We start from the raw sequence: 16,386 nt of genomic DNA on the forward strand, positions 1-16,386 counted from the left end.
GCATTTTACGTATTGAGATAAATTTGCTGTATTTAGAGAAACACATATGAGTAATCATTCAATGTTACATAAAATGGTTTGGTCGGTTTTATCGGATAGGAATTCTAATGATGGGGATCAACTGATTGCACTCTCGGATATCGGTTCAAAAAATGCCGATTCAGTGGATTTAAGCAGGCTGGTTACACCAATGCTGCTCGATTATGCCCATCTCAGCGATGTGGCGCCGGATAGTGGGGCTGAAATGGAGGCAAACCTTTCATTTAATGTTATCAATGCATTTGCGGATGCCAACTGGCTGTTGGAAAGTGAAATGATCAGCCGTCTTGAGCCGAGCGCGGGATTTGATGAGCCGGAACCTATTTTGAACAATAGTGTCGTTGTCTGGGAAGGGGATGAAGAAAGTGCGCCGATACATTTACAGACAGAAGAAACAGTGCAATACGGCTGGGTCGGCGGCACGGTTTTCGATGACGCGGAACAAAGTGCGGTCGACTTGCTATTGCTGGCAAGTCATGCGGCAGATGAGCCGTTGGTTTTTGCGGACGGAGCCGAGATACTGTCAACGGCTGATTTATTGAATGAGGATGCCGAGTCGCCGAGTGTGTTTGAAATTGATACGGAAGAATATTGTTATATGTCGGTTTCAACCGTATTAGTTGATGAGTTGGAGAAGAATATCAGTTTGCAGCTTGAGATTTTGTAATGGGAAATCGGAACGCCGTATGCGTCCCGATTTTACAACCTGTTCGTTTCGATCAAGATTGCTAATCAGTCCATTTTTTGCATGCTGTGCCGTGCAAAGTGCGGTAGTAATGCAGAAAGCGCCTTTCCGTTCGGCAGTATCAAATCCGGAGCGATGTCATATAGCGGAACGATTACAAATTCCCGATTATGCATATCGTAGTGCGGTACGGTCAGCCGTTCGTGACGGATTGTCTGATCGCCATACAGTAGAATATCCAAATCCAACGTGCGTTCGCCCCAACGGCGTAGCCGGATTCGCCCTTGTTGCTGCTCGATTTGTTGCAAATGATCAAGCAGCTCGAAGGCGGAAAGTGCGGTGTCGACAGCGACAACGGCGTTGACAAAATCCGGTTGATCTTGCGGGCCGAGCGGTTGGCTGCGGTAAAACGGGCTGACCGCACTGACATCGGTATCGGGCAGATTTTTCAATGCCCGAACCGCACTTTCGAGTTGTTCGAGAGGGTTTTCAAGGTTGCTGCCCAAAGCAATGTAGCAACGTTTATAAACAGGATTATTCTGCATTTTTCGCCTTTGTATTCGGTTTACGGCGACGATAGCGGCGTTTTTTCTTCGGCTGCGGATGGCGCTCGTTCTGTTCCACCATCAGATTTTCACGCTGCTGTGAATTGCTGAGCTGGTATTCATGCCACCATTTGACCAATTCGATCAGTTCGCTGCCTTCCAGTTCGGCACGCATGGTTAATAAATCGTAACCGGCACGGAATTTAGGCTGTTCCATGGTTTTCTCGGCACGATTTCCGCTACGTTTCGGCAACTGCAATTGTAATTGCCAAATATCACGTATAACCATGGTATAGCGTCTCGGCACGGTTAATGCACGGCATAAGCCGTCCAGAATTTCACTGGCGGCAACGGAAAACGCATCAAAATTATTCAAATCGGCTTCATTTTTGAGCTGATCGATTTTTTCCCGCAGCGGATACCAATAAAATGCCGCCAATAAAAATGCCGGATTGACCCGTAAATTGTCTTTAATTCGTTCATCAGTGGAATGAAGTGCGGTGCAAATCATGCGTTCAGCCAACGAATCCTGATGTTCAGTGAAGAACGGTGTTAACGTCGGGAACAAATATTGGATCAAATCATAGTGTTTGAGCAGTTCGTATGTTTTTAAACCACAACCGTTCTGCAACAGTTTCAGCGATTCGTCAAAAAGGCGTGCCGCCGGAATATTTTTCAATAGCGGGGCGCAGCGTTTTAACGGCGCTTCAGTGTCTCGCTCTAAAAACATATCCAGTTTTGCCATAAAACGCATGGCGCGCAGCATTCTGACCGGATCTTCCTGATAGCGGGTTTCCGCATCGCCAATCAGACGCAACTTGCCGTTTCGTAAATCTTCCACACCGTTGAAATAATCAATCAGAATATTGTTTTGGGGATCATAATATAACGCATTGACGGTGAAATCACGGCGGTGTGCATCGTTTTCCAACGAACCGTAGACATTGTCGCGCAGCAGCATACCGTCGTCGTTTTGACGTGACAATTCGCCGTGGTGCTCTTCTTGGTGTTCGGCACGGAATGTGGCGACTTCAATCACTTCACGTCCGAACATAATATGAGCCAAGCGAAAGCGGCGGCCGATCAAACGACATTGGCGCTGAAAGATTTTTTTGATTTGTTCAGGGTTGGCGTTGGTTGCAACATCGAAATCTTTCGGTTTTTTTTCCAACAATAAATCACGCAAACAGCCGCCGACAACATAAGCTTCATAGCCATTACGCTGTAACTTTTCTACGACCGTAAGCGCATTGCGCTGAATCATGCGGGGATAAATGCCGTATTCCGACGCTTTTAGCCAGTGTTTACCGCCGATTTTCTCTTTGTTATGGTGAGATTTTCGGGGCTTGGCGGTTTTGGTTTCCGGGTTGGGTGATGTGCGGACTTTTGCCTTATGCGGTTGTACGGAATGGGATGTTGCCTGAATGGATTTGGTTTTTTGGGGATCGCGTTGTGATTTTTCTTTTTTGCCAAAAAACTGTTTGATTAACTTTAAAATGGGACACCTCGCTGAGAAACAGCAACTTAACTAATTTATCGGATAATTTTATGGTGAATTTTAGCCGAAATTGTCAGCGTTGCAAATAAAAATCGCTGAAAACCGTTTTCAAGCCGTTTTTATAGCGGGTTATTTATCAACGGTATTTTTCTTGGCGTGATATCCATAAAAACAGCATGACTATTATAGCAATAGGTTTTACAAATTAAATCTCTTGATTTTAATCAAAAAAACAAACCGATAAATAGTGGAAACTACCGCAGAAGTTGTAGGGGTATTTGGGCGTAATCAGGAGGATGTAAACATGGCGAAGAAGCTTATTTTAGTGTTGTTCGGGGTGGGGGCTGTCGGATTTTTGGCAGCGACTGCTTACGTCAATTATTTTGACAATCAACAAAAAGCGCGGTTATTGGCGCAAAGTGCGGTGAAAAATCCGGCAGCAAAGGCGGTGGAGCATATTTTTTATGACAACCAGTGCCAATATTGCCATACACAACATGCGGAAATGCCGTTCTATATCCATTTGCCGATCATCAACGGCATTATGCAGGACGACATCAATACTGCACTTGATCACTTTTTGCTAAGTGAGATTGTCGATCAGTTGGATCAGCCTGAAAAACTGTCGGCGGCAAGTCTGGCAAAATTGGAACGGGTGGTGATCAATGATGAAATGCCGACCAAATCGTTTATTCATCTGCACTGGGGAGCGTCATTGAATGCCGAGGAGCAAAAAGTGTTACTCGATTGGATTCGTCAACAACGGCAAGATCATCTGTTACCGCAAGCGACTGCCGCTGTAGATGCCGCACGCTTTATTCAGCCGATTCCGGACAGCTTGCCGGTGAATTCGGAAAAAGTCGCTTTGGGCAATCAGCTGTTCCACAATACCGCACTTTCCGCTGACGGCAGTGTGTCCTGTGCCAGTTGTCACGGTTTGAACAGCGGCGGGGTGGATAATTTACCGACATCGAGCGGCATTCATCAACAAAAAGGCGGCATTAATGCGCCGACAGTTTACAATGCTGCGTTTAATTTTGTGCAGTTCTGGGACGGACGGGCGGCAACGTTGGCGGATCAGGCCGGCGGCCCGCCGTTCAATCCGGTAGAAATGGGGTCAAAAGATTGGGCGGAAATTATTGCTAAACTGGAGCAAGATGCGGAATTGAAAGCGGCATTTTCAGCGGTTTATCCGAGCGGTTTCAGCGGTGAAACCATTACCGAGGCGATTGCAGAATTTGAGAAAACGCTGATTACACCGAATAGTGCGTTTGATCGCTATTTGAAAGGGGACCACTCGGCACTGACGGCAAATCAGTTACACGGTTATCAATTATTTCAACAATATAAATGCGATACCTGCCACAGCGGCGTGAATATGGGCGGCACATCTTACGAATTGATGGGAACGAAAGCGGACTATTTTGCCGATCGCGGCAAAGCGATTAGCGGCGATGATTTGGGGCGCTTCAATCAAACGTCGGATCCGCGCGACAGACACCGTTTCAAAGTGCCGGGCTTGCGCAATATCGCTTTAACGGCGCCGTATTTTCATGATGCACAAGCGGAAACCCTGCAACAAGCGGTCGAAATGATGCTGAAATACCAAAGCGGCGTCGTTTTACCGGAGCAAGACGTGAAAGATATGGTGGAATTTTTGAACGGTTTGACCGGTGAATATCAAGGCAAAATCTTGGTGAACGAAAACAATTAGCGTTGTACTGCGAAGTTCAATCCCAATCGCAAAAGTGCGGTTGGGATTTTTTGTCGGTATCGTTTTTATCTAAAGATCGATTTTGATCGCTCCCAAGTTGAGCCGAAAGCGATAAACGCTCGCTTCCGTTTGTGCGTGGTGTTAATTGTGCTGAGTTTTGGTATACTGCGCCACAATGAAAAGACGCATTGAGACAACTTAGCGATGAAAACCCTATTTGCCACGACAGCCCGTGGATTTGAAGAGTTACTGAAAACCGAATTAACCGCACTTGGCGCGCAGGATTGCCAAATCAAACAAGGCGGTGTCGCCTATCAGGCGGACGATAGCACTTTATACCGCACGTTACTCTGGAGCCGTTTAAGTTCACGTATTTTATTACCGCTGACACACGGCAAAGTGTATGACGATGTGGATCTGTATTCTACCGTCACCAATTTCAATTGGCTGCAACATTTTGACAGCAAAAGCAGTTTTTTAGTCGATTTTAACGGCACCAATCAGGCGATTCGCCATACCCAGTTCGGCGCAATGCGGGTCAAAGACGGCATTGTCGATTACTTTGAGCGACAAGGCGAAGCGCGTCCGAATGTCGAAAAAGCCTATCCTGATATTCGAATTCATGCCTATTTAAACCGTGAGGAGCTGATTATTTCGCTCGACCTCAGCGGGGAAGCGCTGCATTTGCGCGGTTATCGTGAGGAGAGCGGCAAAGCGCCGTTGCGTGAAACATTGGCGGCGGCAATTATTCTGCGCGCCGGCTGGCGGCAGGGCACACCGTTAGTCGATCCGATGTGCGGTTCCGGCACGTTGCTGATTGAAGCGGCACAAATGGAAGCGGAAATTGCGCCACAATTGAGCCGTTTGCATTGGGGCTTTGATCACTGGAAAGAACACCATTACGCTTGTTGGCAGCAAGTGCGGTCGGAAGCGGAACAAAAAGCGCAGCAGCAGGCACGGAAAAATCCGCAACCGCACTTTTACGGTTTTGACCTCGATCACCGTGTGTTGCAAAAAGCACAACACAATGCCAAACAGGCGGGCGTGGCACATTTAATCCGTTTCAAGCAGGGGGATATTGCCGCCTTGAAAAACCCGTGTGAAAACGGTGAATGCGGCACGGTGGTGTGTAACCCGCCGTATGGCGAACGGCTCGGCACCACGCCAGCCTTGATTGCACTGTATTCGGTATTCGGACAGCGCTTGAAAGAGCGGTTCGGCGGTTGGAATGTGTCGATTTTCAGCGGCGAACCTGAGTTATTAAATTGTATCCGTCTGCGTTCTCACCGCCAGTTTAAGGCGAAAAACGGGCCGTTGGAATGCGTGCAAAAGAATTATCACATCACGCCGACAAGCGAAACCGCACTTGAACAATTGAAAACGGAAAATACGCAAAGTGCGGTGCAGGCTAATTCGAGCGCAGCCACATTAGCTCCGGATTTTGCCAACCGCTTGCAGAAAAATATCAAAAAGATCGAAAAATGGGCGCAACAGCAGGGGCTGAATGCCTATCGTTTGTATGATGCCGATTTGCCCGAATACAATCTGGCGGTGGATCGTTATGCCGATTATATTGTGGTGCAGGAATATGCCGCACCGAAAAATATTGATCCGGCCAAAGCCCGTCAGCGTTTGTTGGATGCTGTCGGCGCTACCTTGCAGGTGACTGCGGTGGACACGAATAAATTGGTGCTGAAAGTGCGGCAAAAACAGAAAGGCAGCAGCCAATATGAAAAATTGGGTGATCGGGGAGACTATTTTGACGTGCAGGAATACGGCGCAAAATTATGGGTCAATTTAACCGATTATCTGGATACCGGCTTGTTTCTCGATCATCGTCTGACCCGAAAAATGGTGGGCGAAATGGCAAAAGGCAAAGATTTCCTGAATCTGTTTGCCTATACCGGTTCGGCAACCGTACACGCCGCATTGGGCGGTGCGAAAACCACGACCACGGTCGATATGTCGAATACCTATCTGAATTGGGCGGAGCAGAATTTGATTTTGAACGGTTTTGAAGAGAGCCGCCAACACAGGATTATTCAGGCGGATTGCCTGCAATGGCTGACGGAGTGCAAACAGCAATATGATTTGATTTTTGTCGATCCGCCGACCTTTTCCAATTCGAAACGCATGGAAGACAGTTGGGACGTGCAGCGTGATCACTTGAAGCTGATGACGATGTTGAAAAACATTATCCGCCCGAACGGCACGCTTATTTTTTCCAACAATAAGCGTGGCTTTAAAATGGATTTTGACGGCTTGACCGCACTTGGCTTACAAGCACAAGATATTACCGCCAAAACCTTACCGTTGGATTTTGAGCGCAATAAACAGATTCATAATTGTTGGGTGATAACGCCGTTAAAATAAAAAATAGAGGCGTATTGCATACGGCGCGGTAACAACACAAATAACACCCGACTGTAAAAGGAGAAAAAATGCAACATCGAGTTTACGCTCATCGCGGCGTATCGGCACTGGCGCCGGAAAATACGCTGGCGGCAATAAAATTGTGTAAAGCACACCATATTAAATGGTTTGAATGCGATATTGACGTGATCGGCGACGGCACGGTGATACTCACTCATGATTCAACACTGGATCGCTGTACTAACCGCAGTGGCGGTTATTATCATTTCACGCAAGCGGATTTGAACGGAATTGATGCCGGATCGTGGTTTGGTGAATCATTTCAAGGCGAACCGTTGCCGACCTTAGCGCAGCTGGTGCAATTGATGAATGAACAGAAATTAAACGCCAATATCGAAATCAAAAGCTGCGAAGCAGGCAAAGCGATGGCATTGAGCTTGTTAGACGGTTTGCAACAGGCATTGACCGCACTTGAGCCTGAACGGGAAGTGATTATTTCCAGTTTCAACCACTTGTTTTTGGCGGAACTGAAAAAACGCTGTCCTCGGATTGCGGTCGCCTGTTTATATGAATCTTATCAACCGTTAGATGATGCAATCACTGTGTTGGAATGGGTCGGGGCGGAATATATCCATTTGTCGCAACAGGGCTTAAGCCGTGAAACGGTGGCGCGTTTTAATCAGGCAGGTTACAAAGTGGCGGTTTATACGGTGAATAATACCATGCGAGCTAACGAGCTGTTTAATTGGGGCGTATTTGCCGTGTTCAGTGATGTGCCGCATTTGTATGCCGAGCGGTATCGAAAAAGTTAAAAAGTGAAAGTGCGGTTTAAAAGGAAACAGAAATGCAAAAAAACATTATCATCACCATTGATGGGCCGAGCGGTGTCGGCAAAGGCACGCTATGTCAGGCGTTAGCCGAGAAGTTAGGTTTTGAGTTGCTGGATTCGGGGGCGATTTACCGTGTGTTGGGCGTGGCGGCGGTTAAAAGTGCGGTGGCGCTGGACAATGAAACCGCACTTGCCGATTTGGCGGCGAAGTTGGATATTCGGTTTATTCCGCAAGACGGAAAAGTCAGCGTATTCTTGAACGGTGAAGATGTTAGTGCAGAAATTCGAACCGAAGCAGCGGGTAATAATGCCTCGAAAGTGGCGTCGCTTCCAAAAGTGCGGTCAGCGTTATTACAGCGCCAACGGGATTTCAGCTGTGGAAAAGGGCTGATTGCCGATGGGCGTGATATGGGCACGGTGGTGTTTCCGCAGGCGCAAGCCAAGATTTTTTTAGATGCCGCCGCAGAGGAGCGAGCCAATCGCCGCTTTAAACAATTGCAACAAAAAGGCATAACGGCAGATTATGATCAAATCTTAGCCGAAATCAAACAACGGGATTTTCGTGATCGTAATCGGGAAATCGCCCCGTTAAAAGCGGCAGAAGATGCTTTTTTATTGGATTCTACCGCATTAAGTATTAGCGAAGTCGTCGAAAAAGCGTTACAATATATCGATCAGCGCATAAATGCGTGTGCCTGATTTTTAAACTACGGTTTATTCAAGGACGAATGAACTGATTTAAACAGCCCCATTTGGAAGGAATTCAAATGGACGTTATTAATTTATTTGAAGATTAAATATGACTGAATCTTTTGCTCAATTATTTGAAGAATCCCTGAATGAACTTCCTCGTCAAGGTTCTATCGTTAACGGTACTGTCGTTGCTATCCAAAAAGGTTTTGTATTGGTTGACGCAGGTTTAAAATCTGAATCCGCAATTCCTGTTGAAGAATTCCTGAACGCTCAAGGCGAACTGGAAATCAATGTCGGCGACGAAGTGAAAGTTGCACTGGACGCTGTTGAAGACGGCTTCGGTGAAACTAAATTATCTCGTGAAAAAGCGGTTCGCCACGAATCTTGGATCGAACTGGAAAAAGCTTACGAAGAGCAAGCGACCGTTATCGGTTTAATCAACGGTAAAGTGAAAGGCGGCTTCACAGTTGAGTTAAACGGTGTGCGTGCATTCTTACCGGGTTCACTGGTAGATACCCGCCCAATCCGTGATACCTTACATTTGGAAGGTAAAGAGTTAGAATTTAAAGTAATCAAACTGGATCAAAAACGCAACAACGTGGTTGTTTCCCGTCGTGCCGTTATCGAAACCGAAAACAGCCAAGAACGTGAACAATTGTTGGAAAATCTGCAAGAAGACGCTGTGGTTAAAGGTATCGTCAAAAACCTGACCGACTACGGTGCATTCGTTGATTTGGGCGGTGTGGACGGTTTGTTACATATCACCGATATGGCTTGGAAACGTGTTAAACACCCAAGCGAAATCGTGAACGTTGGTGATGAAATCACCGTTAAAGTATTGAAATTCGATCGTGATCGTACACGCGTATCTTTAGGCTTGAAACAATTGGGTCAAGATCCGTGGGTTGCTATTGCGGAAAACCACCCGGTCAACAGCAGACTGACCGGTAAAGTGACCAACTTGACCGATTACGGTTGCTTCGTTGAGATTCTGGACGGTGTCGAAGGTTTGGTTCACGTCTCTGAAATGGATTGGACCAACAAAAACATTCACCCTTCCAAAGTGGTCAGCGTCGGTGACGAAGTAGAAGTGATGGTGTTGGAAATCGATGAAGAACGTCGTCGTATTTCTTTAGGTTTGAAACAATGTAAAGCTAATCCGTGGCAGCAATTTGACGAGACACACAAAAAAGGTGATCGCGTTGAAGGCAAAATTAAATCCATCACTGATTTCGGTATCTTCATCGGTTTAGAAGGCGGTATCGACGGTCTGGTTCATTTGTCTGACATTTCTTGGAATGTAGCCGGTGAAGAAGCGGTGCGCAGCTATAAAAAAGGTGACGAAGTGGCTGCGGTTGTTCTTCAGGTTGATGCCGTTAAAGAGCGTATCTCTTTAGGTATCAAACAATTGGAAGAAGATCCGTTCAATAACTTTGTCGCTGCAACCAAAAAAGGTGCGGTAGTTAAAGGCAAAGCGGTTGAAGTTGATGCGAAAGGTGTTAAAGTAGAACTGGATGGCGGTGCCGAAGGTTATGTTCGTGCGGCTGATTTGGCTCGTGAACGCATCGAAGATGCAAGCACTGTGGTAAGCGTCGGTGATGAAATCGAAGCCAAATATACCGGTGTTGATCGTAAATCCCGTACTGTTCACTTGTCCGTTCGTGCAAAAGACGAAGCGGAAGACAGCGCAGCCGTTGCAAATGTGAACAAACAGGAAGAAGCGATTCCGAACGCGATGGCTGAAGCCTTCAAAGCGGCAGCAAAAAGCGAGTAATTGATTGAACTTCACATGCGGATATCAAGTGCGGTATCCGCTTAAAAAATGAGGGGGCAACATGACTAAATCAGAGCTTATCGAAAGTTTGATTCAACAGAATCATACTATTCCGGTGAAAAGTGTCGAAAATGCAGTGAAAAGTATCCTTGAGTCAATGTCGCAAACGTTGGAAAACGGTGAGCGTATTGAAATTCGGGGCTTTGGCAGTTTTTCGCTTCACTATCGCCAACCGCGTATCGGGCGCAACCCGAAGACCGGGGAAAAAGTCGATTTGGACGCGAAATATGTTCCTCATTTTAAAGCGGGGAAAGAGCTGAGAGAGCGTGTGAACGAAGCCAATTGATTTTGTAAAACGGCACTGAATTGTGCCGTTTTTTATTGCCTGTCATTCGGTAACACGTACTGTTTTCGATGAAAGCAAAATAAATCGCTGATTAATACCGATTTTATCTATATGCATGATATGATTTTTGGCATAATAGCGATCGTTCGCTATCAATTCAGGAGAAGAGAATGATTAAATACATTTTAGGCTTTGTGATCGTACTGACCATCGTCATTGTGGCGATAACGATCGGAGCCGATAATGATCAAGTGATTTCGTTTAATTATATTATCGCCAAAAGTGAATTGCAGTTATCCTCTCTTGCCGCTATTTTATTTGGTTTAGGCTTGCTGTTGGGCTGGGTTATTTGTGCATTTTTTGTTTTGCGCCTGAAAGTCAAAAATCTTCGCCTTAACCGCCAAATCAAGCGTCAAACTCAGCAAATTACCGAGTTGACGGTCAGCCGCGATAAAATCGTATAATCTAGATGCTTGAATTACTGTTTCTGCTACTGCCGGTTGCGGCACTCTATGGCTGGTATATGGGATACCGCAATGCCAAAAAGGGGCAGGATGAAGTCAGCAACAAATTATCTCGGGAGTATGTTACCGGGGTAAACTTATTATTGTCCAATCAACAGGATAAAGCCGTCGATTTGTTTCTGGATATGCTACAGAAACAGGAGAGCGAAAATGATATCCACAGCGATTCACAATTTGAAGCGTCTTTGACGCTGGGGAATCTGTTTCGATCCCGCGGGGAAGTGGATCGGGCAATCCGTATACACCAAAATCTGGTGGACGATCCCAATTTCAGCTTTGATCAAAAATTATTGGCAAAACAGCAGCTCTCGTTTGATTATATGAAAGTCGGTTTTCTGGATCGGGCGGAAAATATTTATATCAGCCTGGTCGATGAACCTGAGTTTGCAAATAACGCCCTGAAAGAATTAGCCAAAATTTATCAAAAAACAAAAGAGTGGAAAAAGGCGATTGATGTTACCGAGAAACGGCAAAAAGCCTTTCCGAGAAGCAATAATATTGAGTTGGCGCATTACTATTGTGAATATGTTGCCGACGAAGATCTGACGGCGAAAGAGCAGAAAACTTTTTTAAGACGTGCGTTGGAGGTTTCACCTACTTGTGTCAGAGCCTCTATCGAATTGGCGTATATCTATATGCGGGAACAAGAATTTCATACCGCAATCGAATATTTTCAGATGATTTTACAACAAAATCCGGCATTTCTTTCGGAAGTGTTACCGCACTTGAAATGGTGTTATCAACAGTTGCAAGAACAAAATGATTATGAACTGTTTTTGATTAAAGCCAAACAACAATACAAGAGCGGTGCGATTGAACTGGCATTGGCGGAATTGATCGATAAAAAGAGCGGTTCGGCAGTTGCGCAAGCCAATTTATACCAACAACTGAACCATATTCCCAGTATGGATATTTTTAACCGTTTGATCCAATATGATATTGATGAAGCGGAAAACGGACGTGCCAAGGAAAGTCTGGTGCGTTTGCAGCAATTGGTAGAAAATAAAATCGGACAGAGTTTTTCCTACCGTTGTTCACATTGCGGTTATCGTAGCCATCGCTTGGTTTGGAATTGCCCGTCGTGCAATAAATGGGAAACCATCAAGCCTGTTGACGGTAATTATCAGTAACTTACCGCTCGAGTGGTAAAATCAGCGACAAAAGGCTAGAATGAAGCCGTTTATTTATCAATCCGAATAACCATCAAGGGAAAATCATGAACAGTAAAATTATCGTTGCACTTGATTATGAAACCGAACGCCAGGCATTGAATCTGGTTGATCAAATCGATCCGAGTTTATGCCGGGTAAAAGTCGGCAAAGAGATGTTTACCACCTTGGGAACCGATTTTGTCAAACAGCTGCACCGGCGTGGTTTTGATGTTTTCCTTGACTTAAAATTTCATGACATTCCCAATACGGTGGCAAGAGCGGTACGTTCGGCGGCGGATTTGGGCGTTTGGATGGTTGACGTACACGCCAGCGGCGGTTTGCGTATGATGGAAACGGCAAAGAAAATTTTGGAATCTTATGGTAAAGATGCACCGATATTAATTTCGGTTACCGTGCTCACCAGCATGGAAGATGTCGATTTATTACAGATTGGTCTGAACGCTTCGCCGATGGAACAGGTGATTCGTCTGGCGCGCTTAAGCCAGCGAGCCGGTCTGGACGGGGTAGTTTGTTCGCCGCAAGAGGTTGAAATTTTACGTGCCAATTGTGGCAAGGATTTTAAATTGGTTACGCCGGGAATTCGCCCTGAAGGCGCTGAATTCGGTGATCAGCGTCGGGTTATGAGCCCTAAAGAAGCGATTGAAGCCGGTGCGGATTACTTGGTTGTCGGTCGTCCGATTACTTTGTCCGAAGATCCGGTCGGCGTCTTAAAAAGTATCAATGCATCTATTGTTTAAGGTTCAATATGTCAAAAAATCCTTTGGTTTATTCTACCGACATCGGGCGAGTGAAGGCGGAGAAGCCGCAAGAAACCGTGCTAAAAGGGGACGGGATTGTGCGCATTCAACGTCAGAGCAGTGGGCGTAAGGGAAAAGGCGTTTCGGTGATCAACGGCTTGGCTTTACCGACCGCTGAATTGGAAAAAATCGCTTCGGAGTTGAAAAAACGTTGTGGCTGCGGCGGTTCAGTGAAAAACGGCAACATTGAAATCCAAGGTGAGAATCGGGATTTGTTAAAACAGTTGCTGGAACAAAAAGGCTACACGGTAAAACTCGCCGGCGGTTGATCACAGTCAAATGCACCTTATGAAAGGTGCATTTTTGTTTATTTTTAGTTCGATATAAAACTTAATTCATTTTCGTTAATGAAATTAATTTCCTGCTGTTATTAATCCTTCCCCTGAACTTTTCAGTTAACTTATTAAAAATATTGCCAAATAAATAGTTTGATTCATGTCACAATCTGAGAATAATAACCTTTCTAAAAATAATAATATTCTATAAATTACCTCTAAATTTTCTAAAAAGAAAATTTAAAATTCGTTTGATGGTTATTTTAAATATGACAGGGAGAAATACGAATGGAAAGATCACTTAAAGCCGCTTGTATCGGTGAGTTTTTAGGCACGGCACTGCTCATTTTCTTCGGCGTGGGCTGTGTGGCCGCGCTGAAAGTGGCGGGCGCCGGTTTCGGTCAGTGGGAAATCAGTATTATGTGGGGAATGGGGGTTGCACTTGCGGTATATGCCACCGCAGGGGTTTCCGGGGCGCATCTTAATCCTGCCGTCACTATTGCGCTGTGGAAATTCGCTTGCTTTGACGGTAAAAAAGTCTTGCCTTATATTTTGTCGCAACTGTGCGGTGCGTTTTGTGCCGCCGCGTTAGTTTATTTTCTGTATCGAAACTTGTTTATCGAATTTGAAACGGTCAATAATATTGTGCGCGGCAGTCAGGAAAGCTTAAGTCTGGCAGGGACATTTTCCACTTATCCGCATCCGGCATTGGGATTTGCGCAGGCGTTTGCAGTAGAGTTGGTGATCACGGCAGTATTAATGGCATTGATTCTTGCCTTGACCGATGACGGTAACGGCTTGCCTCGCGGGCCTTTAGCGCCGTTGTTGATCGGGGTGCTGATTGCGGTTATCGGTGGTGCGATGGGCCCGCTTACCGGTTTTGCGATGAATCCGGCACGGGATTTCGGACCGAAATTCTTTGCATATTTAGCCGGCTGGGGCGATATTGCCATGACCGGCGGACAGTCGATCCCTTATGTCATTGTACCGATTCTCGCCCCTATTGTCGGTGCGCTAATCGGTGCTTATGCCTACAACCGATTGATTAATAAAAATTTACCTTGTAATACCTGTAAAGTTGATTAACCGAAAGAAAACAAAAGGAAGTGATTTATGACTGACAAAAAATATATTATCGCATTGGATCAAGGTACAACCAGCTCTCGTGCTTTGATTTTGGATCATGATGCCAATGTGGTGAGTGTAGCGCAGCGTGAATTTACCCAGATTTATCCGCAAGCCGGTTGGGTTGAACACAATCCGATGGAAATTTGGGCGACACAAAGCTCGACGCTGAATGAAGCGGTAGCGATGGCGGGTATTACATCGGATATGATCGCCGGCATTGGGATCACCAATCAACGTGAAACCACCATTGTATGGGAAAAAGAAAGCGGTAAGCCGGTTTATAATGCGATTGTCTGGCAGTGTCGCCGTACTGCCGATATTTGTGAGCAATTAAAAGCGAACGGGCATGAAGAGTATATCAAAGCCACTACAGGATTGGTGGTTGACCCATATTTTTCAGGCACTAAAGTCAAATGGATTTTAGATAATGTAGAGGGCGCAAGGGAAAAAGCGGAAAACGGAGAATTATTGTTCGGTACGGTGGATACCTGGCTGGTTTGGAAGTTGACGCAAGGACGGGCGCATGTGACCGATTACACCAATGCCTCCCGCACTATGCTGTTCAACATTCATACTATGCAATGGGACGATAAAATGCTGGAAATTTTAGGTGTTCCTCGTTCGATGTTGCCGGAAGTGAAAAAATCATCTGAGATTTATGGTCAGACCAATATCGGTGGTAAAGGCGGGGTGCGGATTCCGGTGGCGGGCATTGCCGGTGATCAGCAAGCCGCACTTTACGGACATCTCTGCGTAACGGCAGGTTTAGCCAAAAATACCTATGGTACCGGCTGTTTCCTGTTGATGAATACCGGCGACAAGGCGGTACGTTCGCAAAACGGATTGTTGACGACCATTGCCTGTAAAGCAGACGGTTCGCCGTGTTATGCCTTGGAAGGCTCTATTTTTATGGGCGGCGCATCAATTCAGTGGCTGCGTGACGAACTGAAAATCGTACACGACAGCTACGATTCCGAGTATTTTGCGCAAAAAGTACCGGATTGTAACGGAGTATATGTCGTACCGGCCTTCACCGGTTTGGGCGCTCCTTATTGGGATCCGTATGCGCGCGGTGCGATTATGGGACTTTCTCGCGGCGCTAACCGAAATCATATTGTGCGGGCGACATTGGAATCGATTGCGTACCAAACCCGTGATGTATTGGAAGCGATGCAGTCCGATTCCGGCGACACACTGAAAAAATTGCGTGTGGACGGCGGCGCTACGGCGAATAATTTCTTGATGCAATTCCAAGCAGATATTTTAAATGCCGAGGTTGAACGACCGAAAGTAAAAGAAGTCACCGCATTAGGCGCCGCTTATCTGGCAGGCTTGGCAACCGGCTTCTGGAAAGATTTGGACGAGTTGAAAGACAAAGCCAGTATCGAACGTACTTTTGTGCCGGACGGTTGTGAGGAGAAACGTGCGCGTCGTTACAAAGGCTGGAAAAAAGCGGTTAAACGTGCGTTGGCATGGGAGAAGGAGGACGACGAATAATTCTGAAAGTGCGGTATTTCGGTCATGCTAAGGGGGGATTTTCCCCCTTATTTTTATTATCGGTAAAATAGGTCCGTCATCAGCATTTAAAAAAATCTTATTTTTTGATGAAATAAAGGCGGAACGGCTTTCTCAAACCGGCAAGATTTGCTATTCTTCGCCTCTTGTTTGAAACAGCCTGTTTTACAGGCATAACAATAACGGGAAATATTTTTCCGACTAATAATAATATCTTTTTTGAGAGAATAATCATGTCAATTGAAATTTTGGGTTATGTTGCGACAGCCTTTGTCGTGGTGTCGTTTTTATTGAATTCGATCCTGCCGTTGCGCATTGTGAATGCCATTGGCGCAACGATGTATATTGTTTACGGTGCATTAATTGATTCTTTGCCGGTGGTATTACTGAATGTGTTTATTACATTGGTGCACATATATCAAATAATAAAATTAAAACGGCAGGGCAAGTAAACCAAAAGGCATAAAACAGCCTCTTCG

16 protein-coding genes are annotated in these 16,386 nt (G+C 45.8%); 14 read left to right on the forward strand and 2 right to left on the reverse strand.

Going from position 1 to position 16,386, the window contains the following annotated elements:
• Positions 1-46 precede the first annotated feature (46 nt).
• Positions 47-706, forward strand: coding sequence for a hypothetical protein (locus OA57_RS02650; RefSeq protein WP_034613070.1), 660 nt, complete (start codon positions 47-49; stop codon positions 704-706).
• Positions 707-771: 65 nt separating this feature from the next.
• Here the strand turns inward: OA57_RS02650 and folK are convergent, their stop codons facing one another.
• Together folK and pcnB are read right to left on the reverse strand one after the other, a co-directional pair.
• Entirely contained in the window at positions 772-1,269 is a 498-nt protein-coding gene (gene folK / locus OA57_RS02655; protein WP_034613072.1) for a 2-amino-4-hydroxy-6-hydroxymethyldihydropteridine diphosphokinase, read from the reverse strand.
• Positions 1,259-2,767 carry a polynucleotide adenylyltransferase PcnB gene (gene pcnB, locus OA57_RS02660; protein WP_034613075.1) on the reverse strand — a complete coding sequence of 503 codons (1,509 nt, stop codon included), beginning with the start codon at positions 2,765-2,767 and terminating at the stop codon, positions 1,259-1,261. Before pcnB ends, folK begins: the two co-directional genes overlap by 11 nt.
• Positions 2,768-3,071: 304 nt before the next feature.
• Here pcnB and OA57_RS02665 point away from each other — a divergent pair, with 304 nt between their 5' ends.
• The 13 genes from OA57_RS02665 to OA57_RS02725 all read left to right on the forward strand — a co-directional run bounded on the left by OA57_RS02665 (position 3,072) and on the right by OA57_RS02725 (position 16,359).
• Complete coding sequence (locus tag OA57_RS02665; protein WP_052122342.1) at positions 3,072-4,481, forward strand: cytochrome-c peroxidase; 1,410 nt, start codon at positions 3,072-3,074, stop codon at positions 4,479-4,481.
• 204 nt (positions 4,482-4,685) lie between these two features.
• Positions 4,686-6,854 carry a bifunctional 23S rRNA (guanine(2069)-N(7))-methyltransferase RlmK/23S rRNA (guanine(2445)-N(2))-methyltransferase RlmL gene (gene rlmKL, locus OA57_RS02670; RefSeq protein ID WP_034613079.1) on the forward strand — a complete coding sequence of 723 codons (2,169 nt, stop codon included), beginning with the start codon at positions 4,686-4,688 and terminating at the stop codon, positions 6,852-6,854.
• Positions 6,855-6,922: 68 nt separating this feature from the next.
• Complete coding sequence (locus OA57_RS02675) at positions 6,923-7,666, forward strand: glycerophosphodiester phosphodiesterase family protein (RefSeq protein WP_034613081.1); 744 nt, start codon at positions 6,923-6,925, stop codon at positions 7,664-7,666.
• A gap of 32 nt (positions 7,667-7,698) precedes the next feature.
• Positions 7,699-8,382, forward strand: a complete 684-nt coding sequence (cmk, locus tag OA57_RS02680; RefSeq protein ID WP_034613083.1) for a (d)CMP kinase — start codon at positions 7,699-7,701, stop codon at positions 8,380-8,382.
• A gap of 100 nt (positions 8,383-8,482) precedes the next feature.
• Entirely contained in the window at positions 8,483-10,150 is a 1,668-nt protein-coding gene (rpsA, locus tag OA57_RS02685; RefSeq protein ID WP_034613086.1) for a 30S ribosomal protein S1, read from the forward strand.
• A gap of 61 nt (positions 10,151-10,211) precedes the next feature.
• On the forward strand, positions 10,212-10,496 hold the full coding sequence (locus OA57_RS02690; RefSeq protein ID WP_034613088.1) for an integration host factor subunit beta: 285 nt from the start codon (positions 10,212-10,214) through the stop codon (positions 10,494-10,496).
• Between the two features lie 170 nt (positions 10,497-10,666).
• Positions 10,667-10,960 carry a LapA family protein gene (locus tag OA57_RS02695; RefSeq protein ID WP_034613090.1) on the forward strand — a complete coding sequence of 98 codons (294 nt, stop codon included), beginning with the start codon at positions 10,667-10,669 and terminating at the stop codon, positions 10,958-10,960.
• Positions 10,961-10,965: 5 nt separating this feature from the next.
• On the forward strand, positions 10,966-12,150 hold the full coding sequence (gene lapB, locus OA57_RS02700) for a lipopolysaccharide assembly protein LapB (RefSeq protein ID WP_034613093.1): 1,185 nt from the start codon (positions 10,966-10,968) through the stop codon (positions 12,148-12,150).
• A gap of 86 nt (positions 12,151-12,236) precedes the next feature.
• Complete coding sequence (gene pyrF / locus OA57_RS02705; RefSeq protein ID WP_034613096.1) at positions 12,237-12,929, forward strand: orotidine-5'-phosphate decarboxylase; 693 nt, start codon at positions 12,237-12,239, stop codon at positions 12,927-12,929.
• 8 nt (positions 12,930-12,937) lie between these two features.
• On the forward strand, positions 12,938-13,258 hold the full coding sequence (gene yciH, locus OA57_RS02710; protein ID WP_034613099.1) for a stress response translation initiation inhibitor YciH: 321 nt from the start codon (positions 12,938-12,940) through the stop codon (positions 13,256-13,258).
• Positions 13,259-13,552: 294 nt separating this feature from the next.
• Positions 13,553-14,350, forward strand: coding sequence for an MIP/aquaporin family protein (locus tag OA57_RS02715; protein ID WP_034613100.1), 798 nt, complete (start codon positions 13,553-13,555; stop codon positions 14,348-14,350).
• 27 nt (positions 14,351-14,377) lie between these two features.
• Positions 14,378-15,889: a glycerol kinase GlpK gene (gene glpK / locus OA57_RS02720; RefSeq protein WP_034613103.1), complete on the forward strand. Its 1,512-nt coding sequence runs from the start codon at positions 14,378-14,380 to the stop codon at positions 15,887-15,889.
• Positions 15,890-16,140: 251 nt separating this feature from the next.
• On the forward strand, positions 16,141-16,359 hold the full coding sequence (locus OA57_RS02725; protein WP_034613105.1) for a YgjV family protein: 219 nt from the start codon (positions 16,141-16,143) through the stop codon (positions 16,357-16,359).
• Positions 16,360-16,386 lie beyond the last annotated feature (27 nt).

Origin of the sequence: Chelonobacter oris, assembly GCF_000772535.1 — a bacterium.
Classification (GTDB): domain Bacteria; phylum Pseudomonadota; class Gammaproteobacteria; order Enterobacterales; family Pasteurellaceae; genus Chelonobacter; species Chelonobacter oris.